This is a genomic window from Paramagnetospirillum caucaseum, from assembly GCF_000342045.1.
Classification (GTDB): Bacteria; Pseudomonadota; Alphaproteobacteria; order Rhodospirillales; family Magnetospirillaceae; genus Phaeospirillum; species Phaeospirillum caucaseum.
On sequence record NZ_AONQ01000017.1, the window covers coordinates 1 to 21,170 of the forward strand.

Genomic DNA, 21,170 nt, shown 5'->3' on the forward strand with positions numbered 1-21,170 from the left:
CCTCGGAGGCCGAGATCTTCTGGAAGGACTTCCTGCGCAAGCTGGCCCGTCGCGGCCTGCGCGGCGTCAAGTTGGTGGTCTCCGCCTTCATCGGCACCGCCTTTGCCCAGGAAGCCAATGCCGCCGCCCATGCCCAATGGCGCCAGGTCGCCGATCAGCTTCGCCCCAGGGCGCACAAGCTGGTCGATTTGATGGACCATGCCGAGATGGATGTCCTGGCCTACATGGGCTTCCCGCAGGCGCACCGCACCAAGCTGCACTCGACCAATCCCATCGAGCGCCTCAACGGCGAGATCAAGCGCCGCACCGAGGTGGTCGGCATCTTCCCCAACGAAGACGCCATCATCCTCCTTGAACAGAACGACGAATGGGCCGTCCAGCGATCCCGCTACATGACCCTGGAAACCGTCGCTCCCCTGAGCGATGATCCCCTGGTGAGCCTGCCGCCCGTCGCGGCAGCTTGATCAACACGGCCAACCCGGCCGAGGATCAGACGGCGACACCGCTGTTACACCACGTCCTGGGACGCGATCCCCTCTCGCTTATCGCTTTGCTTGGCCCGCGGTTACCGCCCGGTTACTCGCATCAGGCTCCAGCCAATTTCAACACCGTGTCACCGAATTCCGTGCAGTTCAGTCCGGCGAAATGCCCAGATCGTCCGTCAGACGCTGCATTTGCCGGGACTGGGTTGAAATTCAGCGCACACAATGATACCGAGTGAACGTGGTAGTTTCTTGCTTGCCAAGGTTGGGGTCGAGGGTTCGAATCCCTTCGCCCGCTCCAATCGGACCAGCCAAAGGGCCGCGGGAAACCGTGGCCCTTCTGCTTTTCTAAAGCATGGCGCGGAAAATCTGCATCACGCTTTAGCCTTGATCTTGCCCTCTGCCTAAGCGTGCGCCAGATTTGGCTCTAACGTCCGCTTCCCCGAATGATCTGGGCGTTCTGGTCGCGGCCGTAATAGCGCCGGGCCCAATAGGTCATGGTGTCCTTGAGGTAACGGTCCATCTCGTCCAGGCCGACCTTGCCGTCGCCGTTGCCGTAGGGGGCCGCGTCGGCCTTGCCGCTCATGCCCAGCAGATAGTACTTGGTGAACAGGCCGTCGCTGCCGTCCTGCTCCCACGAGGCCATCTGGTTGGCGGCGCCCGCCGAGATCACCGTCAGGTTGGCCGGCACCTCGGGGGACTTGACCTCGAAGAACACCGGCGAGGCCTGGCCCAGCACCGAACCGGCCGGGCTCAAGCCCGAGAAGCAGGCCTCCAGCACCAGGGTCACCGAATCGGCGGGCAGCTTGCCGAGATTGTCGTAGAGCGTCTTCAGGGGATAGCCGTTCAGCTCGATGCGGGCGACGTCGGCGTCGGACGGCACCAGATAGGGGCCGTTGCCCCGCGCCCCCGGCGCCCCGTGGCCGGCGTAATAGACGTAGACCCGGCTCTTGCCGGCTTTTACCCAGTCGAACAGCTGGCCGCGATGGTCGCGCTCGGACCCGAAGATGCGGGTCATCTGGGCGCCGGTGGCGTCGCGCAGGAAGATGACGTTGCCCTCGCGGATACCCAGGGCCTGGACGGCCAGCAGCCGCGCCCCCTCGGCATCGGCATAGGCCGGACGGATGTTGGGAATGTCGCGGCCCTGGCGGGAATAGTCGCCATTGCCGATGACCACCGCCACGTCGTCGGGGCGCTCCGGCCCCCGGGGAAAGCGGGTGACCGGCGGCGTGGTGGCGAAACCCTCGGGAATAGGCGGCGGAGCGGCTGTCGCGGGCCGGACGGCCATGGGTGGCGAGGGCGAGAGCGGAGGCGACTCCGGGCGGGATTGCGGTATCGGTGCCGGCGGCGACGGTGCCGGCGGTGGCGACGGCGATGACGGCGGCGCGGCGGCCACCGCCGTCGCGGGCTGACGCTTGAAGTCGAGCAGGAACTCGCCCTTGCCGCCGCCCACCACCAGCAGGCCCACCGTACCCATGGAATACCGACCGGTCAGTTTTCCTGTATCGAGATCGATGCGCTCCACCGCGTAATGGCTGTTGGCCACCACGTTGCCGACCAGCAGCCAATTGCAGTAGAAGTTGCCGCTTTCGATCCGCACATCGGTCAGCGAGGCGACGGTGACCACCGTCTCGGAGGCGCCGCAGGCGGTGGGAACACCGAGGAAGCTGGCGCGGTAGGTCAGGCTCAGCCTGATGGTTCCCTGGTCGCGGTCAAGGCTGATTCCGGCGGCGTCGGCGGCGTCGATGCTGGCCAGCCCGGGAATCGGCCCGCCCTGGACGTAGAACGAGACGTTGCGGTCCTTGCAGGCGGAGCCGGCGGCCTCGCACAGGCCGATGGGCGCGCCGGCCGAATCGCGGAACAGGCCGTGCAGCGCCGCCACCAGATCGGCGCGCGTCATGGTCTCCCCGGCGGGAGCGCAGCGGCCGTTGCGGCAGACCTGCAGGTTGCCGCTGCTTTCCACCTTGGTCGCGCACCCGCCGAGGGCGAGCAGCAGGATCGGCACCGCAAGCTTGCGCATCCCCGCCTCCCGGAACAGACGGCAATATTCTATGCCATCCGGCGGCGGACGGGGTAGCCCGATTGATCTAAGCGGCTTAACTCAGGCGCCGCAGCACTTCTTGAATTTCTTGCCCGAGCCGCAGGGACAGGGGTCGTTGCGGCCCGCCTTGACGGCGACACGGCGCTGTTCCACCGGGGCGCCGCCGATATGGCCGCTGACATAGTACCAGCGGCCGTCCTCGCGCCGGAAGGAGGACAGCTCGCGGTGGGCCTCGTTCTTGCCGTCCAGGCGGAAGCGGGCGGTGAAATCCACCGTGCCCTCATTCTCCCCCTCGCCGCCCCCGTTGGCGCCGTGGATGGTCAGGCCCAGCCATTGCGACGACCTGGCCCACTTCTCGGTGTCGGCACGGTGGAAATCGCCGCGCTCGCCGGGGGCCAGAGTGTCGTGCAGGTAGTCGATGGCCGCCACCGTGAAGGCGGCATAGCGCGAACGCATCAGCGCTTCCGGATTCGGCGGCAGCGCCTTGCCCAGGATGAAGGGTTCGCAGCAGGAAGCGAAAGTCTGGCCGGAGCCGCAGGGACAGGTGGTCATTCAGAACTCGATCAGGTTGGAAAACATGAAGATGCCGATGACGGCGGCGAGGTAGAAGGCCCCCCCCACCCCCAGCATGAACAGCACGTTGCCGGCGGTGCGCAGGGGATGGATATGGCGGTCGCGGTCGATGCGGTCGATGGACCGGCGCTCGAAGCCGCCGACGATGGTGACGAAATAGCGCCCGCCGACGAAGGGAAAGGTGATGCGGATGTTGATGGGATGCTTGCGCCAACTGATGGGCTTGGCGGCATTCCACAGGGCGGCCCGCTGCTCGGGGGTGAAGGATTCGATGACGTTGTCCGGCAGATTGGCCAGCAACGCATCCAGGGTCGCATTGTCTTCGGTATTCGCCATCCTCGTCTTCCCCCCGGATTCTTCCGCGCCGCCCGCCCCATACTACAAAGGCGGGCGACGTCTTCATAGAGGGGAAGATTTGAAGCGGATCAGACGGCGTCCAGATCCTCGACGGAGCGGTCGGGATTGCGCGACAGGCGGGCCAGGATGTCGTCCAGCTGCTCCAGCGAGCCGTAGGAGATGGTCAGCTCGCCGCCCTTGCCCAGGGAGCGGATGCCCACCTTGCAGCCCAGCGACGAGGTCAGGTCGCGTTCCAGCGCCGCGATGTCCGGGTCCTTGGCCGAACCAGCCGGCCGGCCGCCGTTGGTCGGCCTGGCCTTGCCCTCGTCGTTGACCAGCTTTTCCGTCTGGCGCACGTTGAGCGCCCGGCCCACCACGTCGCGGGCCAGGCGCAGGGGATCGGCCGCCGTCAGCAGGGCGCGGGCGTGGCCCGCCGTCAGCTCGCCCTTCTCCAGCATGGTCTTGACCGGATCGGGCAAGGCCAGCAGGCGGATCATGTTGGCCACGTGCGAGCGCGACTTGCCCACCGCCTTGGCCAGTTCCTCCTGGGTATGGGAGAACTCGTCCATCAGGCGGCGATAGCCATCGGCCTCTTCCAGGGGGGACAGATCCTGGCGCTGCAGGTTCTCGACCAGGGCGACTTCCAGGGCCTCGCGGTCCGAAAGCTCGCGGACGATGACCGGAACCTCGTGCAGCTTGGCGCCCTGGGCCGCCCGCCAGCGGCGCTCGCCGGCGATGATCTCGAAGCGCGCCGGGTTGCCCGGCAGCGGCCGCACCAGCAGCGGCTGCAGGATGCCCTTCTCGCGCACCGATTCCACCAGATCGGCGATGCGATCCTCATCGAAGGTGCGGCGCGGCTGGAACTTGCCCGGCTGGAGATGCTCCAGCGGCATGGTGCGCAGGCCCTTGATGGCCGCCTGGCCTTCCGGTCCCGCCGCCGCCGCGCTGGTCACCGCCGCGATGGCCGAGGCCGCGTGATCGCCCAGCAGGGCGGACAGGCCGCGCCCCAGGCCCTTCTTCTTTTCTTCAGCCACTTTGACCCTCTTGGTTAGCCCTCAGTCTGCCTAAGCGCGTCGCTCAGGCTTTCTAGGCCCTCAACAATTCCCGTTCGCGCTTCAACACTTCCGACGCCAGGTTGATATACGCCTCGGACCCCGTGCACTTCATGTCGTAGAGCAGCACCGGCTTGCCATGGCTGGGGGCCTCGGACACCCGGACGTTGCGCGGAATCACCGTCTTGTAGACCTTGTCGCCGAAATACTCGCGCACGTCGGCGGCCACCTGGTCGGACAGGTTGTTGCGCTTGTCGAACATGGTCAGGATGATGCCCTGCAATTCCAGGCCGGGATTGAAGGCCTGGCGCACCCGCTCGATGGTCTTGATCAGATGGCTGACGCCTTCCAGGGCGAAGAACTCGCACTGCAGCGGCACCATCACCGCGTTGGCCGCCACCAGGGCGTTGAGCGTCAGCAGATTGAGCGACGGCGGGCAGTCGATCAGCACGTAATCATAGGCGGCGAGCGACCCGGCCAGGGATTCCTTCAGCCGATGCTCGCGGCGCTCGAACTCCACCAGCTCGATCTCGGCGCCCGACAGGTCGACGCCCGACGGCACCACGGACAGGCCGGGAATATTGGTGGCGATCACCGCGTCGGCCAGGGCCGCCTCGCCCAGCATCACATGATAGGAATTGACCTCGCGCGCGCCCCGGTCGATGCCCAGCCCGGTGCTGGCGTTCCCCTGGGGGTCGAGGTCGATGATCAGCACCGTCTTCTTGGTCGCCGCCATGGCGGTGGCCAGATTGATGGCGGTGGTGGTCTTGCCCACGCCCCCCTTCTGGTTGGCGACGGCGATGACACGGGCGCTGCTACGGCTGGGCTCGGCCACGGGATACCTCACGCAGATGAAGGACAAGACCGCCGGGATCGGAAAGCGAAGGCACCCGGCTCGCCGTGATATTCCATTCTTTCGCACTTGCGGTCAATTCGTCTTCCGCCCCCCTACCCTTCAGGAAGAGGCATTCGCCCCCCGGGGCGAGGTGGGGAAAGGCCCAACCCAGCAGGCGGTCGAGCGGCGCCAGGGCGCGGGCGGTCACCACGTCGGCGGAAAGCGGCGGCACCTGCTCGATGCGCCTGTTGACCACGGTGACCGGGGTTCCGGTGACCCGCGCCGCTTCGCGCAGAAAGGCGCATTTGCGCGAATCGCTTTCCACCAGATGGACGTCGGACGCCCCCATCAGCGCCAGCACCAGGCCGGGAAAGCCGGCGCCGCTGCCCAGATCAACCAGCCGCCCGGCCCCCGGCTTGATCAGCGGAAACAGCTGGGCGGAATCGAGAAGATGCCGCGACCACAGATCGGGCAGCGTATCGGGCCCCACCAGATTGATGCGGGCCTGCCACTTGAGCAGCAACTCGGCATAGAGGCGCAGGCGTTCGAATGTTTCACGTGAAACACCAGATTTCGTTAGGAACTCTTCCGGACCCACAATCGAATTCCCCATGCTGTGGTGTGTTTCACGTGAAACACTAAATCTAGGCGGTCCGCTTCACATGCCCCAACAGGGCGGTGACCGCCGCCGGGGTGATGCCCGGAATGCGCGCCGCCGCCGCCAGGGTCTCGGGCCGCGCCGCCTTGAACTTCTGCCGCACCTCGTTGGACAGCGAGCCGATGGCGTCGTAATCCAGATCGGCTGGCAGGGACAGGCCTTCCTCGCGGCGATAGGCGCGGATGTCGGCCTCCTGCCGCTCGAGATAGCCGGCATACTTGCCCTCGATCTCCAGCTGCTCGGCCACCGCCCCCGACAGCTGCCCCAGCTCGGGCCACACTCCGGCAAGACGCCCCAGGCCGAGGTCGGGATAGGCCAGCAGGTCCCAGGCGGAGCGCACCACCCCGTCGCGGTTGATCTCCAGCCCATGGCGTCGCAGCATGTCGGGCGACCCCTTGAGGGTGTGCAGCAACGCCCTGCCCCGCTCCAGCCCGGCGGATTTGACCATGAAGGAGGCCCAGCGCTCCGAGCCGACGCAACCCGCCTCGCGCCCCTTGGGGGTCAGACGGAGGTCGGCGTTGTCGGCCCTGAGCAGCAGACGGTACTCGGCCCGCGAGGTGAACATGCGGTAGGGCTCCGACGTCCCCAGGCCGACCAGATCGTCGATCATCACCCCGAGATAGGCGTCGGCCCGGTCGAGGACCAGCGGCGCCGACCCGCCCACCCGGCGCGCCGCGTTGAGCCCGGCCATCAGGCCCTGGCCCGCCGCCTCCTCGTAACCGGTGGTGCCGTTGATCTGCCCGGCCAGGAACAGCCCGCCCACCGCCCTCGTCTCCAGCGAGCGGTGCAGCGCCCGGGGATCGACGAAATCGTATTCGATGGCGTAGCCGGGGCGGATCACCCGGCAATGTTCCAGGCCGGGGATGGTGGCGATCATCGCCCGCTGCACATCCTCGGGCAGCGAGGTGGAGATGCCGTTGGGATAGACGGTGTCGTCGTCCAGGCCCTCGGGCTCCAGGAAGATCTGATGCCGCTCGCGCTCGGCGAAGCGCACCACCTTGTCCTCAATGCTGGGGCAATAGCGCGGCCCGGTGCTCTGGATCTGGCCGGAATACATCGGCGCGCGGGCCAGGTTGGCGCGGATGACGGCGTGGGTTTCCGGCGTGGTGGCGGTGATGCCGCAGGCCACCTGGGGCGTGGTGATGCGGTCGGTCAGAGTGGAGAACGGCACCGGCGGGTCGTCGCCCTCCTGGCGGTCCAGCGAATCCCAATCGATGGTGCGGCCGTCGAGGCGTGCCGGCGTGCCGGTCTTGAGGCGGCCCAGCGGCAGGCCCGCCCGCTCCAGGGCCAGGGACAGGCCGAGCGACGGCGCGTCCCCCACCCGTCCCGCGGCCCAAGTCTTCTCCCCCAGATGGATCAGGCCGCGCAGAAAGGTGCCGGTGGTGATCACCACCGCGCCGCAGGCCAGCGTCGAATCGTCGGCCAGCACCACGCCGGTCACCCGTCCATCCGCGATCACCAGATCCTCGGCCGAGCCCTGCAACAGCGACAGATTGGCGGTCTCGTCCAGCAAGGCGCGCATGGCGAGGCGATAGAGCTTGCGGTCGGCCTGGGCGCGCGGGCCTTGCACCGCCGGTCCCTTGCTGCGGTTGAGGATGCGGAACTGGATGCCGGCCCGGTCGATGGCGCGGCCCATCAGCCCGTCCATTGCGTCGACCTCGCGCACCAGCTGGCCCTTGGCCAGACCGCCGATGGCCGGGTTGCACGACATCTCGCCGATGGTCTCCAGGCGCTGGGTGAGCAGCACGGTGCGCGCCCCCAAGCGCGCCGCCGCCGCTGCCGCCTCGCATCCGGCATGGCCCGCCCCGATCACCACCACATCGCAAGAACTTGTTTGTTTCACGTGAAACAGACCCTATCCATAGAAGCCCATCGGATTCATTTGCCGATGCAGAACTCGTGGAAGATCACGTCCAGGATCTCGTCCACCTCCACCCGTCCGGTGATGCGGCCCAACGAGCGCGCCGCCAGACGAAGGTCCTCGGCGGCCGTCTCCACCCCCAAGGCCGGGTCGAAGCGGCCCAAGGCCGCCACCGCCTCGGCCACCGCTTTCCGGTGGCGTTCGCGGGTCAGGACGGGGGCCGGCCCGACGGCGAAGCGGCGTTCCACCGTCTCGGCCAGGGCGGCGGCCAGCCCGTCCATGCCCTCGCCCGCTTTGGCCGACAGGGCGAGGACCGGGCGGCCCATGAGGATGGCCGGAACCTCTTCCGTCATCAGGTCGCGCTTGTTGAGCACCACCAGGGTGGCGTCGTCTATCATTTCCAGCGTGGCGGCGTCCAGACCGGGATAGAGCGCCCCGTCGAAGACGCAGAGCTTGAGGTCGGCCCCCGCTGCCCGGGCCTCGGCCCGGCGCACCCCCTCGCTCTCGATTTCGCAGGCGCTGTCCCTGAGCCCGGCGGTGTCGGCGACGATCACCGGCCAGCCGTTCAGGTCCAGATGCACCTCGATGACGTCCCGGGTGGTGCCGGCCTGGGCCGAGACGATGGCCGCCTCGCGCCCGGCCAGACGGTTGAGCAGGCTGGACTTACCGGCATTGGGGGCGCCGAGGATGGCGATGTGGATACCGTCGCGCAGACGTTCGCCGCTGCGTCGCTCGTCCAGATGCCCCGCCATCTCGGCCCGCAGCGAGTCCGCCTCCCCGACCGATTGATCCAGCAGGGTGTCGGGAATGTCCTCGTCGGCGAAGTCGATCACCGCCTCCAGGTGGGCCATGGCGCGGACGAGGCGCGAACGCCAGCCTTCCACCAGACCGGCCAGCCCGCCGTCCAGCTGCCGCAGCGCCTGGCGCCGCTGCGCCGCCGTCTCGGCGTCCACCAGATCGGCGATGGCCTCGGCGCGGGTCAGGTCGAGCTTGCCGCCCAGGAAGGCCCGGCGCGAGAACTCGCCGGGCTCGGCGGGGCGCAGGCCCAACTCCCCCAGACGGGCGGTCAGGGCGGCGGCCACGGCGCGGCCACCATGCAGGTGCAGCTCGGCCACATCCTCGCCGGTGAAGGAATGAGGGGCGGGAAACCACAGGACCAGCCCGTCGTCGATCATCTCGCCCGTCCCGTCGCGCAGGCGGACCCGCCGGGCCTTGCGCGGCTCGGGCGGGGGCTTGCCGGTCAGGGCGGCGAGCGCCGTCCCGCTCCCCTCGCCCGACAGCCGCCACACCGCCACGCCGGCCCGGCCGGTGGCGCTGGCGAGGGCATAGATGGTGTCGGACATGGGAGGGAAATCAGGAATCGGGGGCGAGCATCAGGCGCTCGACCCGGCCGCCCTTGACCACATGGGTGTCGAGGATCTCGTCGATATCGGCGGTGGTGGCGAAAGTGTACCAGACGCCCTCGGGATAGATCACCATCACCGGGCCCTGGCCGCAACGGTCGAGACAGCCGGCGGAATTGATGCGCACGTCCTTGAGACCGAGCCTCTTCTGGGCGTCCTTCATGTGCTCGCGCAGGGCCTCGGACCCCTTCTGGGCGCAGGAGCCGCGCTTGTTGTCGTCGGGGCGACGGTTGGTGCAGATGAAGACGTGGACCCGGAAATAATCGGGCGGATCGCTGGGCAGACGGCTCACTGCTACTTCTCCTTGGGACGCTGGCCGCCGGAGGCGAACTGGGACCAGAACATCTTCTGCAAGTGCTCCATGCCCTGGACGCCGGCGGGCAGCCAGACCTTCAGCATGGTCTCCGGCTCCATGGCGTGCAGGTTGGCGGCCATCTGATCCTGGATCTGCTTCATCATGGCCTCCTGCATGGGCTTGACGTCGGGCAGGCCGAGGAAGGTCCGCGCCTCCTCCGGCGTACAGTCCACATCCACGGTAATCTTCATGTCATCCTCGTCTTGCGCTTGTCGCCCGTCCTCCCAAACTAAGCATTAGCCCACCATGACGCAATGTCCCGCCGTTCAAGGATCAAGGAATGTCCCACAATCGACTGGCCGCCGAGACCAGCCCCTATCTGCTGCAGCATGCCCATAACCCTGTCCATTGGTGGGCCTGGGGACCGGACGCCCTGGCCGAGGCCAAGGCCAGCAACAAGCCGATCCTGCTGTCGGTGGGCTATTCCGCCTGCCACTGGTGCCACGTCATGGCCCATGAAAGCTTCGAGGACGCCGGCATCGCCGGGCTGATGAACCACCTGTTCGTCAACATCAAGGTGGATCGCGAGGAACGTCCCGACCTGGACGCGCTGTACCAGAACGCCCTGGCCCTGATGGGCCAGCACGGCGGCTGGCCGCTGACCATGTTCCTTACCCCCGATGCCGAGGCCTTCTGGGGCGGCACCTATTTTCCCGCCACGCCGCGCTATGGCCGCGCCGCCTTCCCCGACGTGCTGGAGGGCATCGCCAACACCTTCCATAAGGACCCGGAGAAGATCGGCCACAACGTGGAGCGCATCCGCGACGCCCTGGAGCAGATGGCCCGCTCGCCCGGACCCATGAATCTGGACATGGAGGTGGTGGAATTGGGCGCCACCCAATGCCTGCGCCTGATCGATTTCGAGGACGGCGGCACGGTGGGCGCGCCAAAGTTCCCCCAGCCCGGCCTGTTCCGCTTCCTCTGGCACTCGTATCTGAGGACCGGCAATTCCAGCCTCAAGGACGCGGTGACGGTGACGCTGGACCACATCTGCCAGGGCGGCATCTACGATCACCTGGGCGGCGGCTTCATGCGCTATTCCACCGACGACGTCTGGCTGGTGCCCCATTTCGAGAAGATGCTCTACGACAACGCCCAGCTGCTGTCGCTGCTGACCAGGGTGTGGAAGCACACCGGCTCGCCGCTCTATCGCACCCGCATCTTCGAGACGGTGGGCTGGCTGCTGCGCGACATGACCGCCGAGGGCGGGGCCTTTGCCGCCGCCCTGGACGCCGACAGCGAGGGCGAGGAAGGGTTGTTCTACACCTGGACCGCCGAGGAACTCTCGGCCCTGCTGGACACGGAGACCGCCACCCGCTTCGGCCGGCTCTACGGGGTGCAGGCCCATGGCAATTGGGAGGGCCGCAACATCCTCCACCGCAACCACAAGCACGGCGGCGGCGATGACGGGACCCTGGCCGAGGCCAAGGCCGCCCTGCTGGCCGAGCGGGACAAGCGGGTGTGGCCGGGCCGCGACGGCAAGGTCCTGGCCGACTGGAACGCCATGATGATCGCCGCTTTGGCCGAGGCGGCGCTGGCCTTCGACCGCCCCGATTGGCTGGCCGCCGCCGAGCATGCCTTTGAGATCATTGTCGACAAGATGACCCGGCCCGATGGCCGGCCCGCCCATTCCCTCTGCCAGGGCCGCGCCGAGACCGCCGCGGTGCTCGACGATTACGCCTGGCTGATCCTGGCGGCGCTGGCGTTATACGAAACCACCACCGGGCCGGAATACCTGGACCGCGCCATGGCCTGGGCCGAGCAGGTCCACGCCCATCATTGGGACAAGGACGGCGGCGGCTATTTTCTCTCGGCCGAGGACGCCACCGACGTGGTGGTCCGCACCAAGCCGGCCTTCGATTCGGCGGTGCCCAGCGGCAACGGCATGATGGCCGAGGCGCTGGCCCGGCTGTGGCTGGCCACCGGCGACGAGACATGGCGCGACCGCGCGAGCGCGGTGATCGACGCCTTCGCCGCCGCCCTGCCGGAACAGATCCCCCACATGACCTCGCTGCTGGAGGCCTTCGCCATCCTGGCCGAGCCGCTGCAGGTGGTGATCGTCGGAAAGCTGGACGACCGCAACGGCCTCGCTTTGCTGCGCGCCTATGCCGCCACGCCACTGCCCCCCGCCTCGCTGCTGCGGGTCGAGGACGGGACCACCCTGCCCGCCGGCCATCCGGCCCACGGCAAGCCGCTGGTGGAGGGACGGGCGGCGGCCTATATTTGCCGGGGCTCCACCTGCCGGGCGCCGGTCACCGATTCCGAAAGATTGGCCGCCCTGCTCAGCGAAAAGTGACCACCGCCATGCCGCAGCTCGCCTTCAACTCCCCCATCGGGCCGCTGGCCCTGTTCGAGGCCGATGATGCCATCGTCGCATTGGATTGGGGCTTCCTGCCTGAAAACGACGAAACGCCCCTGCTGCTGAAAGCCCGCGACCAGCTGGAGGAATATTTCGACGGCAAGCGCACCAGTTTCGACCTGCCGCTGGCGCCCCACGGCACGGCATTCCAGCAGAAGGTCTGGGCGGCCCTGGCTAAGATTCCCTTCGGCCAGACCCGAAGCTACGGCCAACTGGCCGAGCAACTGGGTACCGCGGCGCGTGCCCTGGGCGGTGCCTGCGGCCGCAATCCCATCCCGGTGATCATCCCCTGTCATCGGGTGTTGGGCGCCAACGGCGCCATGGGCGGCTATTCCGGTATCGACGGTGTGGAGACCAAGGAATTCCTGCTGCGCCATGAGGGAGTATCGGTGAAGTGAAGACTCACGCCATCCGCATCCACCAGCCCGGCGGTCCCGAGGTCATGGTCTGGGAAGAGGTCGAAATCGGTGCTCCCGGCCCCGGTCAGGTGCTGTTGCGCCATGCCGCCGTGGGCCTCAATTTCATCGACGTCTACCATCGCACCGGCCTCTATCCCGCGCCGCTGCCTTTTACCCCCGGCCTGGAAGGGGCCGGCACGGTCGAGGCGGTGGGCGACGGCGTCACCGAGTTCAGGCCGGGCGACCGGGTGGCCTACGCCAACCCGCCGCTCGGCGCCTATGCCGAGGCGCGCCTGATGCCCGCCGACCGGCTGGTCAGGCTGCCCGACGGCATCAGCGAGCACAAGGCCGCCGCCATGATGCTGCAGGGCATGACCGCCCAGTATCTGCTGCGCCGGACCTATCCCGTGCAGAAGGGCGACACCATCCTGGTCCATGCCGCCGCCGGCGGGGTGGGCCTGCTGGTCTGCCAATGGGCCCGCCATCTGGGCGCCACGGTGATCGGCACCGTGGGATCGGAGGACAAGGCGGAATTGGCCAGGGCCCATGGCTGCGACCATCCCGTCCTCTACAAATCCGAGGATTTCGCCGCCCGGGTGCGCGAGATCACCGGCGGCGAAGGCGTGCCGGTGGTCTACGATTCGGTGGGCAAGGACACCTTCCTCAAATCCCTCGATTGCCTGCGGCCGCTGGGCATGATGGTGTCGTTCGGCCAGAGCTCGGGCAAGGTCGAGCCCTTCGATACCGGCCTGCTGGGCGCCAAGGGCTCGCTGTTCCTGACCCGGCCCAGCCTGATGACCTACACCGCCAAACGGGCCGATCTGGTGGAATCGGCCAAGGAACTGTTCGAGGTGGTGCAAAAGGGTGTGGTCAAGGTGGAGATCAACCAGACCTACGCCCTGATGGATGCGGCGGCGGCCCACCGCGACCTGGAGGGGCGCAAGACCACCGGCTCCACTCTCCTCTTGCCGTGAGGCCCCTTCCGAAAGGATAGTAGAGTCCGGGGCCGAGAATTGGCCCCGGGCTGGAGGAAGGCGTGTCCAAGATCGGCAATTTCACGGTGACGGTGATCAGTCTGGCCTGGATGGCCTGGGCGGGCTGGGACCAGTTCGCCAATCTTCCCCAGGGTACGGTGGAAAACCATTCCTCCGAGACGGTGAAGGAACGCCTGCGCGACTGCTCGGGCACCTTCAAGCAGCGCTACGAGTGCAAGAACGCCATCGTCATCGATACCGACCGCAATTCGTTCTTCAACATGCTGGGCCGCATCGCCATCGTGGTGGTGCCGCCCATGCTGCTGGCCGGCGGCATCCATCTGTGGCGCCGCCGCTCCGAGGACGACAGCCCTTCCGACGACCTGCTGAGCCAGAGCCATCGCCGCCATCACCGGCGGCGGACGTCCGGGCATAATTGAAGATATTGGGGGCCTTCAGCCCCCAAACCCCTGCCCGGGGCAATGCCCCGGACCCCCTTTGAATTCATCAGAAAGAGGGATGCGCGAAGGGACAAGTCCCTCGCCTTGTTTTCCCTTAGGAATTCATCGCCTCGAAGAAATCGCCGTTGTTCTTCGAGTGCTTGAGCTTGTCCACCAGGAACTCCATGGCGTCGACCACGCCCATGGGCATCAGGATACGGCGCAGCACCCACATCTTGGACAGGATGCCCTTGTCGACCAGAAGCTCTTCCTTGCGGGTACCCGATTTGGTGATGTCGATGGCCGGGAAGGTGCGCTTGTCGGAAAGCTTGCGATCCAGGATGATTTCCGAATTGCCGGTGCCCTTGAACTCTTCGAAGATCACCTCGTCCATGCGCGAGCCGGTATCGATCAGCGCGGTGGCGATGATGGACAGCGAGCCGCCCTCCTCGATGTTGCGGGCGGCGCCGAAGAAGCGCTTGGGGCGCTGCAGGGCGTTGGCATCGACGCCGCCGGTCAGCACCTTGCCCGAGCTGGGCACCACGGTGTTGTAGGCGCGCGCCAGGCGGGTGATGGAATCCAGCAAGATGACCACGTCGCGCTTGTGCTCGACCAGGCGCTTGGCCTTCTCCAGCACCATCTCGGTGACCTGGACGTGGCGGGACGCCGGCTCGTCGAAGGTGGAGCTGATAACCTCGCCCTTCACCGAGCGGGCCATGTCGGTCACTTCCTCGGGCCGCTCGTCGATCAGCAGCACGATCAGATAGACCTCGGGATGATTGAGCGAAATGGCGTGGGCCATGTTCTGCAGCATCACCGTCTTGCCGGTGCGCGGCGGGGCGACGATCAGGGCGCGCTGGCCCTTGCCGATGGGCGCCACCAGATCGATGACGCGGGTGGTGAGATCCTTGCGGGTGGGGTCCTCGATCTCCAGCTTCAGCTTCTCGTCGGGATAGAGCGGGGTGAGGTTGTCGAAATTGATGCGGTGGCGGACCTTTTCCGGGTCCTCGAAATTGATGTTGTTGACCTTCAGGAGGGCGAAATAGCGCTCGCCGTCCTTGGGGGAGCGGATCTGGCCGTCCACCGTGTCGCCGGTCCTGAGACCGAAGCGCCGCACCTGGCTGGGACTGACATAGATGTCGTCGGGGCCGGGAAGATAATTGGCTTCGGGGCTGCGCAGGAACCCGAAGCCGTCCTGCAGGATTTCCAGGACACCGTCGCCGTAGATGGGGGTGTCGTTGTCGGCCAGCTGCTTCAGGATGGCGAACATCATGTCCTGTTTGCGCAGCGTGCTGGCGTTTTCCACCTCCAGCTCTTCGGCAAAGGCCAGGAGTTCGGCCGGGCTCTTTTTCTTCAGGTCCTGCAAATGCATGGGAGAAATCCGTTGGATGGATATCCCGCGCTGACGACCGGCTTAAGGTGGGACGGGTCCGACTCGGGGCGGACCGGCTGCCGATCAGGAACGGATGCTGACGATCCGGCGCGGAAGGGGGATGGTGGGAAACGGGCGTGTTGGCCGCCCTGAGAGATTTCGCTAGAGCATTAGCCAAAGCCGGCGGCCCTGTCAAACCTCAAGTTCAAGTTCAAACCTCAAGTTCTAAAACGGCTTGACGATCACCACGATGACGATGACGATCATCAGCAGGGTGGGGACCTCGTTGATGACGCGATAGAATTTTTCCGGCCGCGTGTTGCGGTCCTCGGCGAAGGCGTCCTTGCAGCGGGCCAGGAAAAAGTGAGCCGCGGTCATCGCCGCGACGCAAGCCAGCTTGAGGTGGAACCAGCCCTGGCTGAACAGGCCGCCGTCCACCGCCATGACCAGACCCAGGGTCCAGGCCACCACCATGGCAGGCGTCATGATCGCCTTGATCAGGCGGCGCTCCATGATCTTGAAGGTTTCCGAGGTCTCGGAACGCGGGCGGGCCGTGCAATGGTAGACGAACAGCCGGGGCAGATAGAGCAATCCCGCCATCCACGAGATGATCGCGATGACGTGCACCGCCTTGATCCACAGATAGGCCGATCCGCTCAGCATGAGGGGCAGCTCCGTCCGAGACGTTTGCAGGCCTGGCCGGTGAAGGCCTGGGGCCGGTGGACCACATCGGCCAGCCCCCGGATGAAGGCGGGATGGCAGCCGAGCGCCGGCACCCGGACATAGGCGGGAATACCCAGCTGATCGGCCTTGTGCCGGTATTCGATGTCCAGTTCCACCAGGGTCTCGGAATGCTCGGAGACAAAGGCCACCGGCACGATCACCACCGGCACCCCGTCCCTACCGGCCCGTTCCAGCTCGGCTTCGATGCTGGGACCGATCCATTCCATGGGGCCGACCCGACTCTGGTAGCAGATTGCCCAGTCCAGATCCTGAATCCCGGTAGCCCGCGCCACGGCGGCGGCGGTCAGTTCCACCTGGGCCTGATAGGGATCGCCCTTGGCGATCACCGATTTGGGCAGGCCGTGGGCGGAGAACAGGATGCGCGGCCGGCCGGCACCCGCCGCTTCCTCGTAGCCCATCCGGGCCAGATCGGCCATGGCCGCCACCAATCCGGGCTCGGTGGGATAGCAGCAGGCCAGGCGGGTCGGCGCGGCGAGACCCTGCATTTCCGCCTGCTCGCGCCATTCCTTGAGCGACGAGCCGGTGGTGGTGGTGGAGAACTGGGGATAGAGCGGCAGCAGCACCACCTCGTCGGCACCCCAATCCTTGATGGCCGCTACCGCCTCATGGGTGAAGGGATGCCAGTAGCGCATGGCGATGAAGCAGCGGAAGCCCTGGCCCAGCACATGCTCCAAGGCCCGCGCTTGCGCCTCGGTCTCCGGCACCAGGGGCGAGCGGCCGCCCAGCATCTGGTAGATGCCGCGGGCGATGGGCGCCCGCTTGGCCGAGATATACTTGGCCAGCAGCCAACGGATGGGACCGGGCGCCCCGATGATCGCCTTGTCGTTGAACAGATTGAACAGGAAGGGTTGCACCGCCTCGAGCGAATCGGGTCCGCCCAGGTTGAACAGCACGATGGCCGTCTTCCTGCCCCCTGCCAAGCTCATGACTTCAGCCCTTCCAGCCCTTCACCCGTTCGGCCAGCCGCGCCACATTGTCCGGCGGGGTCGGCGGCGTGATGCCGTGGCCGAGGTTGAAGATGAACGGTCCCTTGGACAGCGCATTGAGCACCCGGTCGATACCGGAATCCAGCGCCTCGCCGCCGGCCACCAGCAGCAGCGGATCGAGATTGCCCTGAACCGTGCACCGGGTCTGCAATTCGGCCGCCGCCCACTCCAGCGGCACCGAGGGGTCCAGCGAGACGCCGTCGACCTTGGTCTCCGCGACGTAGCGCTTGTAGAGATAGCCGGCCCCGCGCGGAAAACCGATCACCGGCACGCCCGGCCGTTCGGCGCGGATACGTTCCACCAGGCTGCGGGTGGTGCCGATCACCCAGCGCTCGAACATGTCCTCGGGCAGGGCCCCGGCCCAGGTGTCGAAAATCTGGATGGCCTCGGCGCCGTTGTCGATCTGGCGGATCAGGTAGTCGCCGGTGGCCTGGACCAGCAGCGCCATCAGGCGGGCGAACAGCTCGGGCTGGCCGAACATCATGCCCTTGGCCTTGGCGAAGTCCTTGGAGCCGCTGCCCTCGATCATGTAGGTGGCCACCGTCCACGGCGCGCCGGCGAAACCGATCAGGGCGGTGGTCTTGGGGATGGCGGCCGACAGCTTCCGGACCGTTTCGTAGACCGGAGCGAGATGGTCGTGCAGGCCCGAGAGGTCGAGGGCGTTCAAATCCTCTGCCGAGCGAATGGGCGTCAATACCGGACCTTCGCCTTCCTTGAAGGCAACCTGCTGCCGCAGCGCGTCGGGAACCACCAGAATGTCGGAAAACAGGATGGCGGCATCGAAGCCGTAGCGCCTGAGCGGTTGCAGGGTGACTTCGCAGGCCAGGTCGGAATTGTAGCACAGGTCGAGGAAGCTGCCGGCCTCGGCGCGGGTGGCGCGGTATTCCGGCAGGTAGCGTCCGGCCTGGCGCATCAGCCAGAAGGGCGGCGGGGTGAGGGTCTCGCCGGCGAGGGCGCGGAGGAAGGGCTTGGACGAGCTGGACACGGGCGTTTCCTCGGAACTGGGGGCCTCGCAGGCTGGGGATGGCTCTCTCTTACAGACTTTAAGGTTTAGAGAAAAGGTTGCTGTGGTTAGTGGGTGCCTGTGGATAACGGGGATTGGATGTTTTGCCCAAGGGATCCACAGGCTTGTCCCGAATTTCGCCCCTCCCTGTCTTGGCTGTGGATGAGTGCGGTGCAACAGGGCCAGCGCCTTGTTTTTGCACGCCTTCGCTCCATGGGGAAAACGGGGAAATCGGGTGTGGCCGGCGGCGATTCACGCTATTGTCGGGGAGTGCGGAACGGTTTTGGACATGGGGGGATGTGCCTCCATGGAATTCGGGTCAGTGGGGAGCGATTTTCCCCCTTCCCGCCGGGACCCCCCCTTATCCACGGACTTGCGGGTTATCCACAGCCATGCGGAGCTTTCACCTTCATCTCGTTTCCGACGCCACCGGCGAGACCGTCACGTCGGTCGCCCGCGCCTGTCTGGTGCAGTTCGAGGGCGTGCAGCCCATCCAGCATAATTGGTGGCTGGTCCGCACCCAGGGCCAGGTGGAGCGGGTCATCGCCGGCATCGAGGACAATCCCGGCCTGGTGTTCTTCACCCTGGTGGACGGCGCGGTGCGCGGCCTGCTGGAGGAAGCCTGCCGCCACCGGGGCATTCCCTGCATCTCGCTGCTCGATCCCGTCATGGCCGGGCTGTCGGCCTTCCTGGGCGTGGAGGTCACCGCCCTGCCCGGCCGCCAGTACCAGCTGGACGCCGAGTATTTCCGCCGTATCGACGCCATGCAGTTCACCCTGTCCCACGACGACGGCCAGCTGATCGAACTGGTGGATCAGGCCGATATCGTGCTGGTCGGCGTGTCGCGCTCTTCCAAGACTCCCACCTGCATGTATCTGGCCAATCGCGGCCTGAAATGCGCCAATTATCCCCTGGTGCCCGGCGTGCCGCTGCCGCCCGAGCTGGAGCGGACCAAGAAACCGCTGGTGGTCGGCCTGACCAAGGACCCCAAGAGCCTGTCCGACATCCGCCGCGCCCGGCTGCGCCTGCTCAACCAGGAAGAGGAAGCCGATTACGCCCAGTTCGAAAAGGTCAAGGAAGAGGTCCAGCAGGCGCGCCGCCTGTTCTCGCGCCTGGGCTGGCCGGTGGTCGACGTGACGCGCCGCTCCATCGAGGAGGCCTCGGCGGCCATCATCCAGCTCTACGAACGCCACTTGGAAAAGCGCGGCGTCAAGGCGGAGGGCGTGCCGTCATGATCGTCCTCGCATCGGCCAGCCGCGCGCGGGCCCGCATGCTGGAAGAGGCCGGCGTGGCCTTTGCCGTGGAGGTGGCGGCGGTGGACGAGGCGGCGGTCAAGGATTCGCTGGCCGCCGAAACCCGCAATCCCGCCCGGGTGGCCGAGGTGCTGGCCGAACTGAAGGCGGTGCGGGTCTCGGCCCGCCATCCCGGCGCCCTGGTGATCGGCGCCGACCAGATGCTGGACTGCGACGGCACATGGTTCGACAAGCCCGCCGACCGCCCGGCGGCCCGCGCCCAGTTGCTGGCGCTGCGCCACAAGACCCACCGCCTGACCTCGTCGGTGGTGGCGGTCAGGGACGGGCGGCGGGTGTGGCACCATACCGAGGCGGCCCGGCTGACCATGCGCAACTTCTCGGAAGCCTTCCTGGATGCCTATCTGGAGCAGGCGGGCGAGGCGGTGCTGTCCTCGGTGGGGGCCTACCAGCTGGAAGGGTTGGGCGCCCAACTGTTCCTCGCCGTGGAGGGCGATTTCTTCACCATTCTCGGCCTGCCGCTGCTGGCCCTGATGGATTTCCTGCGCGACAACGGAGAGCTGGTTTCATGATCGTCTCGGGCAAGGCCAGACTGGCCGGGGTGCTGGGTTGGCCGGTATCCCATTCCCGTTCGCCCCGCCTGCACGGCTTCTGGCTGGAACAATTGGATATCGACGGCGCCTATCTGCCGTTGCCGGTGGCGCCCGGCGATCTGGAGGCCGTCATCCGCGCCCTGCCCCGCATGGGGTTCAGGGGCGCCAACGTCACCGTTCCCCACAAGGAGGCGGTGATGAGACTGGTGGATCATCTCGATCCCCTGGCCCGGCGCATCGGCGCGGTCAACACCCTGGTGGCCCGTGACGACGGATCGCTGGAGGGCCGCAACACCGATGCCTACGGCTTTTTCGAGAATCTGCGCCAGGGCTGCCCCGCCTGGGCGCCCGCCTCCGGCCCGGCGGCGGTGATCGGCGCCGGCGGCGCTTCCCGCGCCGTGGTGGCGGCGCTGACCGATGCCGGCGTGCCGGAAATCCGTCTCGCCAACCGCTCGCGGGAGCGGGCCGAGATACTGGCCGCCGATCTCGGCGGCCCGGTGCGGGTGGTGGAGTGGAGCGAACGGGCCGGAATGCTTGACGGCTGCGCCCTGCTGGTCAACACCACCACGCTGGGCATGAGCGGTCAGCCGGACTTGGACCTCGACCTCTCGGCCCTTCCCCAGACGGCGCTGGTCAACGATATCGTCTATGTGCCGCTGGAAACCGATCTGCTGGCCCGCGCCCGGCGGCGCGGCAATCCGGTGGTGGACGGGCTGGGCATGCTGCTGCATCAGGCGGTGCCCGGCTTTGCGGCGTGGTTCGGTCGGCGGCCGGTGGTCAGTGACGAATTGCGAGCCTTCGTGTTGTCATGAAGATCCTGGGTCTCACCGGCTCCATCGGCATGGGCAAGAGCACGGCGGCCGCCATGCTGCGCCGTCTGCTGCGGGTGCCGGTGCACGACGCGGATTCCACGGTGCACGCCCTGTTCGCTCGCGATGGCAAGGCGGTGGCGGCGGTGGACGCCGCCTTTCCCGGGGTGGTCAGGGGGGGCGCGGTGGACCGGGCGGCCCTGGGCGCCAAGGTGTTCGGCGACGATGCGGCCCTGAAGACGCTGGAAGCCATCGTCCATCCCCTGGTGCGCGCCGCCGAGCGTGATTTTCTTGCCCGTCACCGCCGCCGCCGCACGCCCCTGGTGGTGCTCGACATCCCGCTGCTGTTCGAGACCGGGGGCGAGGCGCGCTGCGACGTGGTGGCGGTGGTCAGCGCGCCGGCCTTCCTGCAGGCCGCCCGGGTGCTGGCCCGGCCCGGCATGACGCGGGCCCGGCTTGACGCGGTGCTTGCCAAGCAGATGCCCGATTGGCAAAAGCGGCGAAAGGCCGACGCGGTAATTCCCACCGGATTGGGCAAGGGTCCGGCCCTGAAGCGGTTGAAGGCTTTGGTTTGGGCGGTACGTGAGGGAAAGTGGCCACAGATGAACACGGATAGACACAGATAGATCTTCATCTGTGTCCCGCG

At 67.1% G+C, this 21,170-nt stretch carries 23 protein-coding genes; 9 read left to right on the forward strand and 14 right to left on the reverse strand.

Annotation, left to right across the window (positions count from 1 at the left end; genetic code table 11):
• The coding region (locus H261_RS07900) for an IS256 family transposase (RefSeq protein WP_008616229.1) at nt 1-464 on the forward strand (464 nt) is incomplete at its 5' end.
• 445 nt (nt 465-909) lie between these two features.
• Here H261_RS07900 and H261_RS26495 read toward each other — a convergent pair.
• The 10 genes from H261_RS26495 to H261_RS07950 all read right to left on the reverse strand — a co-directional run bounded on the left by H261_RS26495 (nt 910) and on the right by H261_RS07950 (nt 9,787).
• A complete protein-coding gene (locus H261_RS26495) occupies nt 910-2,502 on the reverse strand; it encodes a caspase family protein (RefSeq protein ID WP_008616230.1) in 1,593 nt (530 codons plus the stop codon).
• A gap of 81 nt (nt 2,503-2,583) precedes the next feature.
• Complete coding sequence (locus H261_RS07910; protein ID WP_008616231.1) at nt 2,584-3,075, reverse strand: YchJ family protein; 492 nt, start codon at nt 3,073-3,075, stop codon at nt 2,584-2,586.
• Nucleotides 3,076-3,432 (reverse strand): hypothetical protein, encoded by a 357-nt coding sequence (locus H261_RS07915; protein ID WP_008616232.1) that lies wholly within the window; start codon nt 3,430-3,432, stop codon nt 3,076-3,078.
• Nucleotides 3,433-3,521: 89 nt separating this feature from the next.
• A complete protein-coding gene (locus H261_RS07920; RefSeq protein WP_008616233.1) occupies nt 3,522-4,466 on the reverse strand; it encodes a ParB/RepB/Spo0J family partition protein in 945 nt (314 codons plus the stop codon).
• Nucleotides 4,467-4,518: 52 nt separating this feature from the next.
• A complete protein-coding gene (locus H261_RS07925) occupies nt 4,519-5,319 on the reverse strand; it encodes a ParA family protein (RefSeq protein WP_008616234.1) in 801 nt (266 codons plus the stop codon).
• Nucleotides 5,300-5,917, reverse strand: coding sequence for a 16S rRNA (guanine(527)-N(7))-methyltransferase RsmG (gene rsmG / locus H261_RS07930; protein WP_040476002.1), 618 nt, complete (start codon nt 5,915-5,917; stop codon nt 5,300-5,302). The genes H261_RS07925 and rsmG overlap by 20 nt, the downstream gene beginning before the upstream one ends.
• Nucleotides 5,918-5,963: 46 nt before the next feature.
• A complete protein-coding gene (gene mnmG, locus H261_RS07935; protein WP_040475987.1) occupies nt 5,964-7,820 on the reverse strand; it encodes a tRNA uridine-5-carboxymethylaminomethyl(34) synthesis enzyme MnmG in 1,857 nt (618 codons plus the stop codon).
• 35 nt (nt 7,821-7,855) lie between these two features.
• Complete coding sequence (mnmE, locus tag H261_RS07940; RefSeq protein ID WP_008616237.1) at nt 7,856-9,181, reverse strand: tRNA uridine-5-carboxymethylaminomethyl(34) synthesis GTPase MnmE; 1,326 nt, start codon at nt 9,179-9,181, stop codon at nt 7,856-7,858.
• A 10-nt stretch (nt 9,182-9,191) separates the two neighbouring features.
• Nucleotides 9,192-9,533, reverse strand: coding sequence for a (2Fe-2S) ferredoxin domain-containing protein (locus H261_RS07945; RefSeq protein WP_008616238.1), 342 nt, complete (start codon nt 9,531-9,533; stop codon nt 9,192-9,194).
• 2 nt (nt 9,534-9,535) lie between these two features.
• On the reverse strand, nt 9,536-9,787 hold the full coding sequence (locus H261_RS07950) for a DUF6489 family protein (protein ID WP_008616239.1): 252 nt from the start codon (nt 9,785-9,787) through the stop codon (nt 9,536-9,538).
• An 89-nt stretch (nt 9,788-9,876) separates the two neighbouring features.
• Here H261_RS07950 and H261_RS07955 point away from each other — a divergent pair, with 89 nt between their 5' ends.
• From H261_RS07955 to H261_RS07970, 4 genes are all read left to right on the forward strand, one after another.
• Entirely contained in the window at nt 9,877-11,892 is a 2,016-nt protein-coding gene (locus H261_RS07955; RefSeq protein ID WP_008616240.1) for a thioredoxin domain-containing protein, read from the forward strand.
• Between the two features lie 8 nt (nt 11,893-11,900).
• Nucleotides 11,901-12,353: a methylated-DNA--[protein]-cysteine S-methyltransferase gene (locus H261_RS07960; RefSeq protein WP_052004188.1), complete on the forward strand. Its 453-nt coding sequence runs from the start codon at nt 11,901-11,903 to the stop codon at nt 12,351-12,353.
• A complete protein-coding gene (locus tag H261_RS07965) occupies nt 12,350-13,327 on the forward strand; it encodes a quinone oxidoreductase family protein (protein ID WP_008616242.1) in 978 nt (325 codons plus the stop codon). The genes H261_RS07960 and H261_RS07965 overlap by 4 nt, the downstream gene beginning before the upstream one ends.
• Before the next feature lie 62 nt (nt 13,328-13,389).
• Nucleotides 13,390-13,767 carry a hypothetical protein gene (locus tag H261_RS07970; protein WP_008616244.1) on the forward strand — a complete coding sequence of 126 codons (378 nt, stop codon included), beginning with the start codon at nt 13,390-13,392 and terminating at the stop codon, nt 13,765-13,767.
• Nucleotides 13,768-13,882: 115 nt separating this feature from the next.
• Here H261_RS07970 and rho read toward each other — a convergent pair whose 3' ends face one another.
• The 4 genes from rho to hemE all read right to left on the reverse strand — a co-directional run bounded on the left by rho (nt 13,883) and on the right by hemE (nt 17,854).
• Nucleotides 13,883-15,139: a transcription termination factor Rho gene (rho, locus tag H261_RS07975; RefSeq protein WP_008616247.1), complete on the reverse strand. Its 1,257-nt coding sequence runs from the start codon at nt 15,137-15,139 to the stop codon at nt 13,883-13,885.
• A 225-nt stretch (nt 15,140-15,364) separates the two neighbouring features.
• Complete coding sequence (gene hemJ / locus H261_RS07980; protein ID WP_008616249.1) at nt 15,365-15,802, reverse strand: protoporphyrinogen oxidase HemJ; 438 nt, start codon at nt 15,800-15,802, stop codon at nt 15,365-15,367.
• Entirely contained in the window at nt 15,796-16,809 is a 1,014-nt protein-coding gene (gene hemH / locus H261_RS07985; protein ID WP_008616250.1) for a ferrochelatase, read from the reverse strand. Before hemH ends, hemJ begins: the two co-directional genes overlap by 7 nt.
• 4 nt (nt 16,810-16,813) lie before the next feature.
• A complete protein-coding gene (gene hemE / locus H261_RS07990; protein ID WP_008616251.1) occupies nt 16,814-17,854 on the reverse strand; it encodes a uroporphyrinogen decarboxylase in 1,041 nt (346 codons plus the stop codon).
• A 410-nt stretch (nt 17,855-18,264) separates the two neighbouring features.
• Here hemE and H261_RS07995 point away from each other — a divergent pair, with 410 nt between their 5' ends.
• From H261_RS07995 to coaE, 4 genes are read left to right on the forward strand one after another with little or no spacing between them, the layout of a single operon-like run.
• Complete coding sequence (locus H261_RS07995) at nt 18,265-19,107, forward strand: pyruvate, water dikinase regulatory protein (RefSeq protein ID WP_008616252.1); 843 nt, start codon at nt 18,265-18,267, stop codon at nt 19,105-19,107.
• The gene (locus tag H261_RS08000; RefSeq protein ID WP_008616253.1) at nt 19,104-19,694 is read left to right on the forward strand and encodes a Maf family protein; all 591 of its coding nucleotides are present in this window, start codon (nt 19,104-19,106) and stop codon (nt 19,692-19,694) included. The genes H261_RS07995 and H261_RS08000 overlap by 4 nt, the downstream gene beginning before the upstream one ends.
• Nucleotides 19,691-20,527: a shikimate dehydrogenase gene (locus H261_RS08005; protein WP_008616254.1), complete on the forward strand. Its 837-nt coding sequence runs from the start codon at nt 19,691-19,693 to the stop codon at nt 20,525-20,527. The genes H261_RS08000 and H261_RS08005 overlap by 4 nt, the downstream gene beginning before the upstream one ends.
• The gene (coaE, locus tag H261_RS08010) at nt 20,524-21,150 is read left to right on the forward strand and encodes a dephospho-CoA kinase (RefSeq protein WP_008616255.1); all 627 of its coding nucleotides are present in this window, start codon (nt 20,524-20,526) and stop codon (nt 21,148-21,150) included. Before H261_RS08005 ends, coaE begins: the two co-directional genes overlap by 4 nt.
• The last annotated feature ends 20 nt before the right edge of the window (nt 21,151-21,170 follow it).

Coding starts and splice junctions, on each gene's coding strand:
- H261_RS07915 (WP_008616232.1), bottom strand. CDS start 3,432: ATGGCGAATACCGAAGACAATGCGACCCTGGATGCGTTGCTGGCCAAT.
- H261_RS07995 (WP_008616252.1), top strand. CDS start 18,265: ATGCGGAGCTTTCACCTTCATCTCGTTTCCGACGCCACCGGCGAGACC.
- H261_RS07910 (WP_008616231.1), bottom strand. CDS start 3,075: ATGACCACCTGTCCCTGCGGCTCCGGCCAGACTTTCGCTTCCTGCTGC.
- H261_RS08000 (WP_008616253.1), top strand. CDS start 19,104: ATGATCGTCCTCGCATCGGCCAGCCGCGCGCGGGCCCGCATGCTGGAA.
- H261_RS26495 (WP_008616230.1), bottom strand. CDS start 2,502: ATGCGCAAGCTTGCGGTGCCGATCCTGCTGCTCGCCCTCGGCGGGTGC.
- H261_RS07960 (WP_052004188.1), top strand. CDS start 11,901: ATGCCGCAGCTCGCCTTCAACTCCCCCATCGGGCCGCTGGCCCTGTTC.
- H261_RS07955 (WP_008616240.1), top strand. CDS start 9,877: ATGTCCCACAATCGACTGGCCGCCGAGACCAGCCCCTATCTGCTGCAG.
- hemH (WP_008616250.1), bottom strand. CDS start 16,809: ATGAGCTTGGCAGGGGGCAGGAAGACGGCCATCGTGCTGTTCAACCTG.
- rho (WP_008616247.1), bottom strand. CDS start 15,139: ATGCATTTGCAGGACCTGAAGAAAAAGAGCCCGGCCGAACTCCTGGCC.
- hemJ (WP_008616249.1), bottom strand. CDS start 15,802: ATGCTGAGCGGATCGGCCTATCTGTGGATCAAGGCGGTGCACGTCATC.
- mnmE (WP_008616237.1), bottom strand. CDS start 9,181: ATGTCCGACACCATCTATGCCCTCGCCAGCGCCACCGGCCGGGCCGGC.
- H261_RS07950 (WP_008616239.1), bottom strand. CDS start 9,787: ATGAAGATTACCGTGGATGTGGACTGTACGCCGGAGGAGGCGCGGACC.
- coaE (WP_008616255.1), top strand. CDS start 20,524: ATGAAGATCCTGGGTCTCACCGGCTCCATCGGCATGGGCAAGAGCACG.
- H261_RS08005 (WP_008616254.1), top strand. CDS start 19,691: ATGATCGTCTCGGGCAAGGCCAGACTGGCCGGGGTGCTGGGTTGGCCG.